This window comes from Herminiimonas fonticola, from assembly GCF_003293745.1.
GTDB lineage: Bacteria > Pseudomonadota > Gammaproteobacteria > Burkholderiales > Burkholderiaceae_D > Oxalicibacterium > Oxalicibacterium fonticola.
The window spans coordinates 355,079-368,556 of the sequence record NZ_PTLZ01000001.1; the positions used below are offsets into that span (position 1 = coordinate 355,079).

General features: G+C 53.1%; 13 protein-coding genes. 6 read left to right on the top strand and 7 right to left on the bottom strand.

Going from position 1 to position 13,478, the window contains the following annotated elements; translation table 11 throughout:
* Nucleotides 1-200 precede the first annotated feature (200 nt).
* Both Hfont_RS01775 and mdoH read left to right on the top strand, forming a co-directional pair.
* Nucleotides 201-1,733: a glucan biosynthesis protein G gene (locus tag Hfont_RS01775; protein WP_112990529.1), complete on the top strand. Its 1,533-nt coding sequence runs from the start codon at nucleotides 201-203 to the stop codon at nucleotides 1,731-1,733.
* Complete coding sequence (gene mdoH / locus Hfont_RS01780) at nucleotides 1,733-4,297, top strand: glucans biosynthesis glucosyltransferase MdoH (protein WP_112990530.1); 2,565 nt, start codon at nucleotides 1,733-1,735, stop codon at nucleotides 4,295-4,297. The genes Hfont_RS01775 and mdoH overlap by 1 nt, the downstream gene beginning before the upstream one ends.
* Nucleotides 4,298-4,318: 21 nt before the next feature.
* On the opposite strand, the gene Hfont_RS01785 is transcribed toward mdoH, so the two are convergent.
* The 5 genes from Hfont_RS01785 to oxlT all read right to left on the bottom strand — a co-directional run bounded on the left by Hfont_RS01785 (nucleotide 4,319) and on the right by oxlT (nucleotide 8,983).
* The gene (locus Hfont_RS01785; RefSeq protein WP_112990531.1) at nucleotides 4,319-4,546 is read right to left on the bottom strand and encodes a hypothetical protein; all 228 of its coding nucleotides are present in this window, start codon (nucleotides 4,544-4,546) and stop codon (nucleotides 4,319-4,321) included.
* 55 nt (nucleotides 4,547-4,601) lie between these two features.
* On the bottom strand, nucleotides 4,602-5,516 hold the full coding sequence (locus Hfont_RS01790) for a pseudouridine synthase (protein WP_241522980.1): 915 nt from the start codon (nucleotides 5,514-5,516) through the stop codon (nucleotides 4,602-4,604).
* Entirely contained in the window at nucleotides 5,513-6,352 is an 840-nt protein-coding gene (trhO, locus tag Hfont_RS01795) for an oxygen-dependent tRNA uridine(34) hydroxylase TrhO (RefSeq protein ID WP_112990532.1), read from the bottom strand. The genes Hfont_RS01790 and trhO overlap by 4 nt, the downstream gene beginning before the upstream one ends.
* 80 nt (nucleotides 6,353-6,432) lie before the next feature.
* Complete coding sequence (locus Hfont_RS01800; protein WP_112990533.1) at nucleotides 6,433-7,512, bottom strand: AI-2E family transporter; 1,080 nt, start codon at nucleotides 7,510-7,512, stop codon at nucleotides 6,433-6,435.
* 208 nt (nucleotides 7,513-7,720) lie between these two features.
* The gene (gene oxlT, locus Hfont_RS01805) at nucleotides 7,721-8,983 is read right to left on the bottom strand and encodes an oxalate/formate MFS antiporter (RefSeq protein ID WP_112990534.1); all 1,263 of its coding nucleotides are present in this window, start codon (nucleotides 8,981-8,983) and stop codon (nucleotides 7,721-7,723) included.
* Nucleotides 8,984-9,672: 689 nt separating this feature from the next.
* On the opposite strand from oxlT, the gene Hfont_RS01815 reads away from it, so the two are divergent.
* The 4 genes from Hfont_RS01815 to Hfont_RS01830 all read left to right on the top strand — a co-directional run bounded on the left by Hfont_RS01815 (nucleotide 9,673) and on the right by Hfont_RS01830 (nucleotide 11,864).
* Entirely contained in the window at nucleotides 9,673-10,047 is a 375-nt protein-coding gene (locus Hfont_RS01815; RefSeq protein ID WP_112990536.1) for a COG4315 family predicted lipoprotein, read from the top strand.
* Nucleotides 10,048-10,090: 43 nt separating this feature from the next.
* A complete protein-coding gene (locus Hfont_RS01820; protein WP_112990537.1) occupies nucleotides 10,091-10,597 on the top strand; it encodes an RNA polymerase sigma factor in 507 nt (168 codons plus the stop codon).
* Between the two features lie 10 nt (nucleotides 10,598-10,607).
* A complete protein-coding gene (locus Hfont_RS01825; RefSeq protein ID WP_112990538.1) occupies nucleotides 10,608-11,429 on the top strand; it encodes an anti-sigma factor family protein in 822 nt (273 codons plus the stop codon).
* Between the two features lie 87 nt (nucleotides 11,430-11,516).
* Nucleotides 11,517-11,864, top strand: coding sequence for a GFA family protein (locus Hfont_RS01830; RefSeq protein ID WP_112990539.1), 348 nt, complete (start codon nucleotides 11,517-11,519; stop codon nucleotides 11,862-11,864).
* Between the two features lie 36 nt (nucleotides 11,865-11,900).
* Here Hfont_RS01830 and Hfont_RS01835 read toward each other — a convergent pair whose 3' ends face one another.
* Together Hfont_RS01835 and Hfont_RS01840 are read right to left on the bottom strand one after the other, a co-directional pair.
* Nucleotides 11,901-12,818: a pirin family protein gene (locus Hfont_RS01835; RefSeq protein WP_112990540.1), complete on the bottom strand. Its 918-nt coding sequence runs from the start codon at nucleotides 12,816-12,818 to the stop codon at nucleotides 11,901-11,903.
* Between the two features lie 18 nt (nucleotides 12,819-12,836).
* On the bottom strand, nucleotides 12,837-13,229 hold the full coding sequence (locus Hfont_RS01840; protein WP_112990541.1) for an OsmC family protein: 393 nt from the start codon (nucleotides 13,227-13,229) through the stop codon (nucleotides 12,837-12,839).
* Nucleotides 13,230-13,478 lie beyond the last annotated feature (249 nt).

Sequence of the window (13,478 nt, forward strand, 5' to 3'; positions counted from 1 at the left end):
TGAATGCAATCCGACTTCTTATCAAGCGTCATTCATAGCAGCAAATACTACACCCCGGGATGGCGCTATTCCACGAAAAAAGATCACTATCGCTCACATAACATCGTGATGCTGGTCGTTTTCAGGAATTGCCTTCGCATCCTCTGACGAGGTGGGTACGGTATTTGCTATTGCTTGGTTTGTAGATAGGTCAGGAAGATATGTTGCGGAATTTTGTTACTTTCACGCGGGCTCAGTCCGGTATTTTATTGCTGGCCCTTTGTTTCATCCCCTGCGTGCAGGCGCTGGCATTCGATTTCAACGATGTCGCAAAAAAGGCCAAGCAACTTGCCGCGAGCTCTTACAAGGAGCCGCAAAAGAACATCTCCAAAGGGCTGGAGAATCTGAACTACGATCAATACCGTGATATTCGCTATAAGCGCGACAGTGCTTACTGGCGCACTTCCAAGCTTCCGTTTGAACTGACCTTCTTCCATCAGGGTCGCCAATTCGCCAGCGCGGTCAAACTCAACGAAATTGCCAACAACCGTGCGCGGCCGATACCGTTTGATGCGCGCGCCTTCGATTACGGTGCGAATAAACTCAGTGCGAAGGATTTGAAGCACGCGGGCTTTTCCGGCTTCCGCGTGCATTACCCGATCAACAAGGCGTCGTACAAGGATGAGGTCGCGGTTTTTCTCGGCGCCAGTTATTTGCGCGCAGTCGGCAAGGAACAGATTTACGGTTTATCGGCGCGCGGATTGGCGGTCGATACCGCATTGAACTCGGGCGAAGAATTCCCGCGCTTTGTGGAATTCTGGATTGAACGACCAGCAGCGAATAGCAAGCAGCTGACGATCTATGCCTTGCTGGATTCGCGCCGCGTTTCCGGCGCTTATCGCTTTGTCATCAAGCCGGGTGAACAGACTATTACAGACGTGAAGTCGCAGCTCTACTTGCGTGAAAACGTCACCAAGCTCGGCATTGCGCCTTTGACCAGCATGTATTTCTTTGGTGAGAACCAGCATGCTGCGTCAGATGATTACCGGCCAGAGGTGCATGATTCGGATGGCTTGTCGATTCAATCCGGCACCGGCGAATGGATCTGGCGACCGCTGGTTAATCCGAAGCGCTTGCTGGTGACCTCGTATGCATTGAACAATCCATTCGGCTTCGGCTTGATGCAGCGTGATGAAAACCAGGCTAACTATGAAGATCTGGAAGCGCGTTACGAAGCGCGTCCTAGCGCATGGGTAGAGCCAATGGGCAAGTGGGGCGCTGGCCGTGTCGAGCTGGTGCAGATACCGACACCCGATGAGTTGAACGACAACATCGTTTCCTACTGGGTGCCGGATCAGGTTCCGAAGCCGGGCACGCCTATCAATTTCGATTATCGATTGTCGTGGCATAAAGGCACGCAAAAACTGCCGCCTTTGTCATGGGTTACACAGACCCGACGCGGCCACGGCTATCTGCGCAAGCCGGATGACAGCATTGCCTTGTTCGTCGATTTTGAAGGACCCATCTTCAAGAAACTGGATAAGGAAGCCAAGATAAGCATGCGCGTATCGGTCGATGGCAATGGCGAAATCCTGGAGTCGCATGTGATACGCAATGAAGCGACCGGCGGTTATCGCGCCGCGTTGCGCGTCAAGCGCATCGATGACAAGAAGCCGGTGGAGCTGCGTGGCTTCCTGCAAACCGTCAACACAACTCTATCGGAAACGTGGAGTTACATCCTGCCGGCTGATTGATGGATGCGCCGATTATTCCATTGCCGTGTCGGCATTATCTGGATCGCCTGGCCTTGCCGCCAGCGGTGCGCGACGGCATAGAAGCGCAACTCGCCGAGATGCCGACCTTGTCGACGCGCGATGCGATGACGCGCTTGCATCATATCCTCGCGCAAAAAGAGGCGGATGGCGAGAATCCAGCCTACGGCTCGGTCATCGCACGCGCCAAGCTTGCGCTTGGACATGCGGCGGTGTGGCGCGGCATTGATGAGGCATCCGCCGCACATGCAAACGAACTTCATGAACCTGTAGCTTTGTGCGTAGCACCGCCGCTGAATCGTGCCTCTATGGTGCCGCATCCGTGGGGTGAGTTGAATCCTTTCACGCGCTGGTTCCTGCGTGCGTTCGGCCCGGTACGCATGAATCAGAGCGGAGTCGCAGAGCCGAAAGTAAACGACCTTGCGATTGCAGATCGACCTGAATCAGCGGTAGTTGATAAGGTGCCTGCCGCAAACAACCAGGCCAACGGTGGTATTCGACGTCTGATCTTGTTGTTCCTGATGTTGGGTCAAACTGCGCTCGCCACCTATTACATGAGTCGCGTGTTGCCGTATCAAGGCAAGGAATGGCTGGAAATCGCGATGCTATCGCTGTTCGCCTTGCTGTTCTGCTGGGTGTCTGCCGGCTTCTGGACGGCGATGACCGGCTTTATCTTGCTGGCGCGTGGCAAGGATCCTTTCCTGATTTCAAAATCTGCGTTGACCAGCGGAACGATAGAGGCGGGCGCACGCACTGCGATCGTGATGCCTATCTGTAATGAAGACGTGACCCGCGTGTTTGCCGGTTTGCGCGCGACGTATGAATCAGTACAGAAGACAGGTCAGCTAGCGCATTTCGATTTCTTTGTATTGAGCGATAGCAGTAACAGTGATACCTGTGCGGCAGAAATCTCAGCGTGGGCAGCCTTGTGCAAAGCGGTCGATGGCTTCGGACGCATCTTTTATCGCCGTCGCCAACGTCGCACACGACGCAAGAGCGGCAACATCGATGATTTTTGCCGACGTTGGGGCAATAATTATCGCTACATGATAGTGCTGGATGCCGATAGCGTGATGAGCGGCGATTGTCTGAGCAAGCTGGTGCAAGCTATGGAAGCCAACCCGGACGCCGGCATCATTCAGACTGCGCCGCGTGCTGCCGGTCGCGATACCTTGTATGCGCGGATTCAGCAATTTTCGACGCGTGTGTACGGTCCGCTGTTCACGGCAGGTCTGCATTACTGGCAACTCGGCGAATCGCATTACTGGGGACACAACGCGATCATTCGCGTCCAGCCTTTCATCGAACATTGCGCCTTGTCGCTATTGCCGGGCAAAGGGCCGTTCGCCGGCGAAATCCTGTCGCATGATTTCATTGAGGCGGCGCTGATGCGGCGCGCCGGATGGAAGGTCTGGATCGCCTACGATCTGGATGGCAGTTATGAAGAGATGCCGCCTAATCTGCTGGATGAGTTGAAGCGCGACCGCCGCTGGTGTCAGGGCAATTTGATGAACTTCCGTTTGTTCTTGTCACGCGGCATGCATTCGGTGCATCGCGCAGTATTCGTCACCGGTGTGATGGCCTATCTGTCTGCGCCTTTGTGGTTTCTATTCCTGATACTTTCCACCGGCTTGCTGGCACAACATACGCTGACCGAGCCGACTTACTTCACTGAGCCGTGGCAGTTGTTCCCTAACTGGCCGCAATGGCATCCGGAAAAAGCACTGGCCTTGTTCAGTGCGACCGCCACCTTGTTATTCCTGCCGAAAATACTCAGTGCATTGTTGGTTTGCATGCAGGGCGCAAAACAATTCGGTGGTCAGATACGTTTGCTGTTCAGCGTATTAATAGAAATGTTTTTCTCCATGCTGCTGGCACCGGTGCGCATGCTGTTTCACACGCACTTTGTGATCGCGGCTTTCATGGGTTGGGCGCTGCGCTGGAAGTCGCCACCGCGCGAAGATGCTGAAACCAGTCCGCGTGAAGCCTTCCGTCATCACGGCTTTCATACCTTGCTGGGTTTGGCTTGGGGTGGTGCAGTGTTCTGGTTGAATCCGACGTTTTTACCTTGGTTGCTGCCTATCGTCGGTTCGCTGGCAGTGGCGATTCCGATTTCGATTTATTCCAGCAAGGTGTCTAACGGTTTGCGCTTCCGCAAGAAGAAGCTGTTCCTGATTCCGGAAGAAGCGGAACCACCGGTGGAATTATTGGCAACGGTGGCGCATGTGAAAGCAACGCCACCACCGCCTGATTTCATCGCGGCGGTGGTCGAACCGAATTTCAATAGTGTGGTGTGTGCGAGCGGCAAGCTGCATCTGCGACGTTCGCCTGCAGCACTAAAAATCAGCGCAGAGCTAGTGCAGACTGCCTTGTTGAGCGGACCTGCTGCGCTGGCAGATGCACAAAAAAATATGCTGTTGAGCGATCCGCTGCATATGTCGCAACTGCATCTGGCAGTGTGGACTTCTGGACACGCGCATTCGGATTGGCTGCAGCGTATCCGTCTTCAAATAGATGTGAACAAGGTCTTGCGTCACGCAGCGTAATGCGCACGTGAAATTTTGAAGTCAGAAGCCTGCACTCAGCATTTGAAAGCTGAAGATGACCATGCCAATCAGCGAAATCAGGAGCAGCGCAACCGGGATTAACAGCAGAATGAAAGCCAGAAATTGAATCACCACTTGCCTGAGAGTTGATTCCTTGCCGCCAAAACGGTCTGCGAGTTTTTCCGTGATCCAGGTTGCTAGTGGTGTGGTCAGACTGCTGATAAAGCCGCCTATGGTTTCCAGTGACATTGATTTCCTTGGGTAAATGTAAGCGCCACAGTGTAAGTGATTTCCGCGTGCGCTTCTAAAATGACAAACTTTGCCGACTCTCGAATTGACGTAACTGCCGCGAAATCGGATCGGTAAAAGAGATCGTCTTCGCCAGCAATTTCAAAGGTTGGCTGTAATCCTGTTCCGCACCTTCATCCGGATAAAGCTCGGGATAAATCCTGTCGTTGACTATCGGTATGCCTAGCGCCGCCATATGTGCGCGCAACTGATGCTTCTGGCCGCTGACGGGTTCCAGTTTGTAACGCGCCAACGCACCTTGTACTTCCATCAGGTCTATCGCGGTCTCTGCATTCGCTTCACCTGCGACTTCTTCCATTTTCATGAAGGCCGCGCTTTCCAGCAGGCGACTGCGATACGTGGTTGGCAAGGCGAGATCGGCGCGATACGGCGCGATCGCTTCATATTCCTTGCTGACGCTGCGTTCGCGGAACAGGGTTTGATACAGATTGCGCGTGTGCGGCTGTATCGTGAACAGCACCAGGCCTGCGGTCTCTCTGTCGATACGATGCATGGGTGCCAGTGTGTCTATGCCGAGTGAATTTTTCAGTCGGACCAACAGAGTCTCTTGCAGATAGCGACCGGCCGGTGTGACCGGCAGAAAATGCGGCTTATCTACTGCAAGCAGATAATCGTCCTGATACAGCACTACTTCATCGAAGGGAATGCGCGGCTCGACCGGCAGATTGCGGAAGTAAAAAATCTTGCTGTTCGGCTGATAGCCGCTGCTTACGCTTAATGCCTTGCCGTGTGCATCCAGCACGTCGCCACGCTGCATGCGGGCCAGCCATTCGCTGCGCGGAATCGCGGGGAATTGCTCAACCAGAAAATCGATGATGGTTTGCCATTGCCCGGGCGGCAGGGCAACGCTGCTGGGGCCTACGCCATTCCTGCTGGCCGGCTTGGCGATCGTATTTATTTGCTCACTCACTCGCTGTCTTCATCTAGGCGTTTGGCGCGCTGCAAACGCCATTCCCATTCGGGCACGCCGCCGTAGACGTCTTCCAGCGTGGTAGCGGTTTCCTGCAGTTTGGTATCGAGCGCGATGCGATTGTCGAAGACGAAGCATTCGCCTTCCCAATCTTTTTCGGCATCCGGCATTTTCTCGAAATAATTGAGCACGCCGCCTTCGAGTTGATACACGGGTACGCCCATGTCCAGCATCCAGGCGCTGGTTTTCTCGCAGCGTATGCCACCCGTGCAATACATTGCAACGCGCTTGCCGTCGGCTTGCCATTGCGGCACATGCTCTTCTATATATTTGGGGAAGTCGCGGAAATTATCGACGCCGGGATCAATCGCATTCTTGAATTTACCCAGCTTGAATTCGAAGCTGTTGCGATTGTCGATGACAACTACATCGTCTTGCGCAATCAGTTCGCGCCATTCTTCCGGGCTGACATCGATGCCGGATTTACTGACCGCATCCACACCGTTGACGCCGAGGTAAACGATTTCCGATTTCCTGTGCACCTTCATTCGGGCAAAAGGTGCGGTATCGCAGGCGCTGTGTTTGAAGGCGATATCGGCAAACTTGCCGTTGAAAAATGCATCGCTACGTAAGGCTTGCTCGAAGGCATCAACCGCGGCGTGAGTGCCGGCCAATACACCATTGATGCCTTCGTCGGCTACCAGGATGCTGCCCAGCAAATCGCCGGTCAATTCACGCAAGCGCGTGACGACAGCGTCGGCATCGGCTAACGCGACAAATTTATAAAAGGCGGTATGCAGCAAAGGTGTTGCTGCCAAAGTCTGAGTTTGGTTCATACCCAGATTGTCGCAGATTTGCCGGGCTTATTGAGTTAGCCCGGCTGTGCAGGAACAGGATTAGAAGAGCGGCGCAGTACTTAATCAGGCCGGTGTTGCTTGTCGGTTTCCTGTTTTTGTTTTCCTGCAGAAAACATCTCCCACAAAGAAATGAACAGCGCCGCAATCACCGGGCCGATCACAAAGCCATTCAAGCCCAGCAAGGCCATGCCACCGACTGTGGAAATCAGTACAACGAAGTCCGGCAGTTGCGTGTCCTTGCCGACCAGCATGGGGCGCAATAAGTTATCCACCAAACCGATGACCAGCACACCAAACGCGATCAGCGTTACACCTTGCCAGACCGCACCTGTCACTAAAAAATAAATCGCGACCGGTACCCAGATCAAGGCTGCGCCGACTGCCGGCAACAGCGACAGAAACGCCATCAGTACTGCCCACAACAACGCACCTTGCACGCCGAGGAACCAGAACGCAATGCCGCCAAGTGCACCTTGTACTGCTGCGACGATGATGTTGCCTTTGACCGTCGCGCGTATGGCGGTAGTGAGATTGTTGAACAGTGTGCGTTTGTGTTCCGGATTCAAAGGCGCAGCCTGCTTGATGCGCATCACGATCTTGTCACCGTCACGCAGCAGGAAGAACAGGATGTACAGCATGATCGTGAAACTGACCAGGAAGTTGAAGGTGTTCTGGCCGATGCTGATCGCTTGCTTGGTGATGAACTCGCTACCCTGCACCGCTGCATTCGATAGTTTTGTTTGCAGCACGCTGAAGTCTGTCAGGCCAAAGCGATCCAGCAGATTGACGACCCAGGTCGGCAAAGCAGTGACGATTTTCTGGAAAAAGACGCCGAAGTTGATTTCCCCAGAACGTATGTTGTTATACAAATTGGTCGCTTCATGTACCAGCGAGATCGAAATCAGCACCAGCGGAATAACCACGACAATCATGCAGATCGCCAGCGTGGCAAGTGCAGCGAGATTGCTGCGCTGATTCAGCTTGATCAACAGCTTGCGATAGAACGGCGAAAAAAGAATCGCCAGTACGATGGCCCAGAATACCGCGCCATAGAAGGGCAGCAAAATAGCGATGAACGCGAGCGAAAAAGCGACCAATAAAACCACGAAGGTCTTTTGCTGAATTTCTGGATAGTTCATGTGGTGGGTGGCCGCTAGAGCGGCGCGCATTGTCGATGCAGGCAATCCTACCTGAACTTGTGCAGAAAGTGAGCGCGCCAGCTCACATAAGAATGGATGCGGGAACGATGCTGATATTGGATGCGCGTAAAAAGTACAAGCCAAAAATGAAGACAAAAAAAGACCGGCCTAGGCCGGTCTTGAAGATTTACAGCTTTAACTGAATGAATTATTCAGCTGCAGCTGGTTTGCTCATGTGCTTGGCGCGCATTGGTTTCAATACAAACCATGCCATCAACGCAGCAGTTGCATTCAATGCACTAGCTACGACGAACACTGCGTACCAGCCGCCGGTAGCCGAAGCCAACACTGCCGACAGTGGGACCAGCAACGAAGCGGTACCTTTAGCTGTGTACAGCAGGCCAGCATTCGATGCTGCATATTTGCTGCCGAATGTATCTGCGCAAGTCGATGGGAACAGCGAGTAGATTTCGCCCCATGCAAAGAACACGATACCGGTCAGGATAACGAATGCGAATGGGTTGTGGCCGTAGTGGAACAGAGCCAGGATACCAACTGCTTCGATAGCAAATGCGATGAACATGGTTGGTTCACGACCGATTTGATCCGATACCCAGCCGAAGAATGGACGGGTCAAACCGTTCAATACGCGGTCGATAGCCAGAGCAAATGTCAACGCTGGCAATGTGAGGCCCATCATGCTGACTTGAACGTCGAACACTTTGAAGTCACGTGCAATCGAACCCAATTGAGCAGTTGCCATCAGGCCACCAGCTGCAACCATCACGAACATTGCGTACATGATCCAGAAAACTGGTTCACGCAAAACTTCCGATGGTTTGTAATCGCGTTTGGTTTGTTGAACGTTTGCGACAGCGGCGTCTTTTTTGTGTTCTGGAGCACGGAACAGGAACAGCGAAACCAGCACAACGATGATGCCTTGGCCGATACCGAAGTACAGGAATGCATCTTGGTAGCCGCGTGTAGCGATCATTGCCGAGATAGGAATGATGGTCACAGCAGAACCAGCGCCGAAACCAGCAGCGGTCAAGCCAGCTGCCAGACCGCGACGGTCCGGGAACCATTTCAATGCGTTACCAACGCAAGTACCGTACACAGCACCAGCGCCGATACCGCTGACGACAGCTGCGAAGTACAACATTGTGAGCGAATCAGCGAACGAGTTGATGAACCAACCCAGACCGCACAATACGCCGCCGACCATAACAACTGGACGTGGGCCGAATTTATCGACGAACCAGCCTTCGATAGGTACCAACCATGTTTCGGTCAGAACGAAGATCGTGAACGCGACTTGAATCGCAGCGCGACTCCAGCCATGTTTAGCAGCGATAGGATCGACGAACAATGTCCAACCGTACTGCAAGTTTGCGATCATCGCCATAGCGACGATCCCCAGGATCAATTGTATCCAGCGGAATGACGCCGGACGGTTAACTGTTTCACTCATAATTGCCTTCTCTCAACTCTCAGGTATGGGAATGCACCTAATCAAGTACTCGGTGCGCTCGTTGCAATAAACAACTGATTCAATCCGATCATTTGCAATCGCAGCCATCCGTCAGAAAAGCTTGTAACTCACTGACTCCGTGGATGCGATCCGTGTTTATTAAATTCAACGACGCAACTATCAGAGAAGAGGTAAATCGTCGCAATAGATAAAAGCAAGAATGACTGATATTCAGATTGTGGATATCACGTATTCATGTCGCGATAAAAAATAGGAAGTGTGGATACCACCTATGATTTTTGTGGATAGTACGTAAATTGTTAAGATAATGTGAAGCGATTTGCGTGCGAGTTTATGAAAAGTATTTCAGAATTTTTTTGCCTTGTGTGCGCAGTTTTCGGCTTCATTCTGCACGCAGGCTATGGGGGCGTGAGGCATCCTTGACTGCAGGCTATTGCTATCTCGGACGACGGTAGTAGCATGTGCTTGCTACGCCGATGTAGTCTATGGGCAGCAATTGGTGTTGTAGAAAAATATTTTCGTTGTTATGGAATAAATCTGTCGCGCCATCGTTTACCTCGATATCAGCGCATTGCTGTGTGTTTTGAAGTCGCCCGACGAAAGCCGTTTGAAAAAACGACTTCCTTCTTTCGCTAGTGTCACCCACCTTACCGAAAAGGAATTGCAAAATGAAACGCTCACTGATTCTGTTCTCCGCTGCTGCTACTCTGGTTTTTTCCAGCGCTGCTTTTGCACAAACCGCACCCGTCAAAAAAGCTGACGGCATTCTGGTCAACAGCGCAGGCATGACGGTTTACACCTTCGACAAAGACGTCACCGATAGCGGCAAAAGTACTTGCAACGGTCCTTGCGCTACGAACTGGCCGCCAGTCGCAGCAGGCGATGCCAAACTGAGCCCACCGTACTCGGTAGTTACGCGTGATGATGGTTCCAAGCAAGTTGCTTACAAAGGCAAGCCTTTGTATCTGTTCGCTGCCGACACAAAAGTTGGCGATCGTAATGGCGACAAAGTGAAAGATGTCTGGCACGTGGTCAAGGACTAAGTTGTCCTGATGCAATTGTTGTCGCATCATCGTGGAGCCAGCCATGCAGGATGAGCGCGATCGCCTGATCGCGTGCATCCCGCGTCTGCGTCGTTACGCCCGCGCACTGATAGGTGATCGCACGGGCGCCGACGATCTGGTGCAAGACACGATGGAGCGCGGCTGGAAAAAATTATCGTCATGGCAGCGCGGCAGCGATATGCGCGCATGGCTGTTCGGCATCATGCACAACCTGCACGTCGATCAGCTGCGCCGTCCTCGTATTGCAACTGAAGTGCTGGATGAAGATACGCCGATGCCGGCGATCAAGGCAACGCAAACCGATGGTCTGGAAATGCGCGATCTGCAATCCGCATTGGCCACACTGCCCGCCGAGCAAAGAGAAATCCTGTTGCTGGTGGCGCTGGAAGAAATGTCTTATGAAGAAGTGGCGGCAACACTGGGATTGCCTTTGGGCACCGTGATGTCGCGGCTGTCGCGCGCGCGGCAAAAGTTGCGCGCACACATGGAAGGGCGAGCTGTCGTATCGCCATTGAAGGTAGTCAAATGAGGGCCGTCAAATGAATCAGCTTGCGGTGACGGAATCAGATCTGCACGCCTACGTCGACGGCTTGCTGAGTGACGCGCGCAGCGAAGAAGTCGCTGCCTATCTGGCTGCGCGGCCGGAAGAGCTGGCGCGCATGGCTGCTTATCGTGAACAGAATGAAGGATTGCGTGCACTGTTCAATCCGGTACTGGATGAAGCCGTGCCTTCACGCTTGAGGACAGGCCTGGAAGATCGCGCTTCATCGTTTTCACTTGCGCCATCCTATTTGCGTTTTGCTGCAGGTCTATTGATTGCCATTGTCAGCGGTGCCGGCGGCTGGATGCTGCACGGTTCTGCGCAGACCGGTTCGCTGGCCGGCTCGACCATCAAGAATAGCGACGCCCATATCGCGCTGACAGGTTTCGCGCGTCAGGCCGCAATTGCACATGGTGTCTACACACCGGATGTGCGGCATCCGGTCGAGATCGGTGCCGACCAGGAAGATCAGCTGGTGACATGGTTATCCAAGCGCACAGGTGCGGACATGCACCCACCGAAATTGGGCAAGCTCGGTTACGAACTGGTAGGTGGTCGCTTGTTGCCGGGCGAGAGTGGCAGCCCGGTCGCGCAATTCATGTATCAGGAAGCGGGAGGTCAACGCCTGACCTTGTATGTTTCTACCGATCAGGCACAGAACAAGGACACCGGCTTCCGCTTCGCGCAGCAAGGCGCGGTCAATGTGTTTTACTGGATAGACGGCAAGTTCGGCTATGCCTTGTCAGGTGGCGTGAATAAAGCTGAGCTGGCGAAGATCGCGCATGTGGTCTATGAGCAACTGGAGACCAAGCCGCAGTGAGTCGTCATCACATCTTCGTGTAGAGTTCTTCCGAAGGCGCTCGATGCAATGCAAGTCATTTGAGAATACTAAAATCAGGAGACCAGCATGAACTACCAGGGATCATGTCATTGCGGCAAACTCAAATTCAAGGCCGAAGGCGAAATCAAGCAAGTCCTCGAATGCAATTGTTCGTATTGCGCGCGCAAGGGCGCATTGCTGTGGTTTGTACCGCGCGCGAAGTTTATCTTCCATGCTGGTGAAAACGAATCAAGCGTCTACAAATTCAACAAGCACGTCATCGCCCATCACTTTTGCCCGACTTGCGGTTGCCAGCCTTTTGCCTTCGGCAAGGATCCATCCGGTAACGAGATCGCGGCGATCAATGCCCGCTGTCTGGAAGGTGTCGATACTGCTGTGCTGCCGCATCAAGTTTACGACGGCAAGCACTCATGAGACATCGCGGGTTTTTATAGCGTTGCGCAGTCTCGTTCAGGGATAGCCGACCGGCGTGCCGGGAATATCCGGCATGGGAATGAATTCGGTTTCGCCCGGGACGTCGGCAAAGCGCCGTCCCTTCCAATCTTCCCTGGCTTGTTCCAGTCTATCCAGCGAGCTGGAAACAAAATTCCACATCAGGTAACGCGAACCATCCATGGGTTCGCCACCCAGCAGCATCAGCTTTGTGATTCCGGGTCCAACACCACGCAGTGTGACGGCTGTGTTTGCCTTCAATACCAGTAATTGGCCCGCATTGAAGATGCCGTCTCGCCCCAGATCCAGCTGACCTTCGATCACATACATTGCCTGCTCTGGGTATTCCGCAGGTACATCCAGTCTTGCGCCAGCCTGCAGTTGCACATCGACATAAAACAGATCGGACAAGGTGGCGACCGGCGATTTTTTGCCGAAGAAACTGCCGGCAATAATTTTTGCAGTCGCGCCATCGCCTTCGATGATGGGCAATTGATCGGCGGCAGTATGTTGAAAGGCCGGATCTATTTCTTCATATTTCTTTGGTAACGCAACCCAGCATTGCAAGCCGTATAGCGATGAGCCCTTGGCACGCAATGCCGCGCCTGTGCGTTCCGAATGCACGATGCCGCTGCCGGCCGTCATCCAGTTGACCGCGCCTGGTTTGATTGTTTGAATCGAACCTACGCTATCGCGATGTTCGATTTCGCCATCGTATAAATACGTGACAGTAGCGAGGCCGATGTGCGGATGTGGTCGTACATCCAGTCCGCGTCCCGCAATAAATGCATGCGGCCCCATTTGATCGAGAAAGACGAAAGGACCGACCATGCGCTTTTGCGTTGTCGGCAAGGCGCGACGTACTTCAAAATTGTCGCCGAGGTCACGCGTGCGCGGGACGACGACGGTTTCCAGTGCGCTTTGGTCGGTATCCATAATCTATCCAGACTTGGTTTAGTTGGCTTGCGTAACGATCTTGATTTCGCCTGACAGTGCTTTGTGTACCGGGCATTTATCGGCGATCTTGTTCAGACTGTCTTTTTGCTCAGCACTCAGATTGCCGTGATAGTGCAGCGTGCGATTGAATACATAGACGCCATCCTGTTCGCCCGCGACGACGGTTACATCGACTTTTTCCAGCGGGATTTCCTTGCGGCCAGCATACATATTAAGCGTGACTGCGGTGCATGCGCCCAAGGCTGCTGCCAACAAATCGTGCGGTACAAAACCTGCATCATCACCACCGAATGCGGATGGCGCATCAGCGATCAAGCTGTGCGGGCCGGCGCTGACGATCTGTTGCAGCTTGCCTGCGCCTTTGGTTACTTTAATTTCGGTTTGTGCCATCTGTAATATCCTTAATTTGATGCGTGATTGATAGGTGAATTGGCACGATCCTGCAAGGGATCAAGCGTGAGCATCACTATAGCCTAGGCGGAAATACACTGTCTTGACTTAGGCTAGCTTTGCCAATTTGTAATCTTGCCAAAAATTCATTCAAGCATAAAAAGCCTCAGCTCTTATATATGACATAAGACTTTTGAGTTAAACTAGGTCTGGCTTTTACACAAAGTTATTCGCGCTTTTATTATCTTG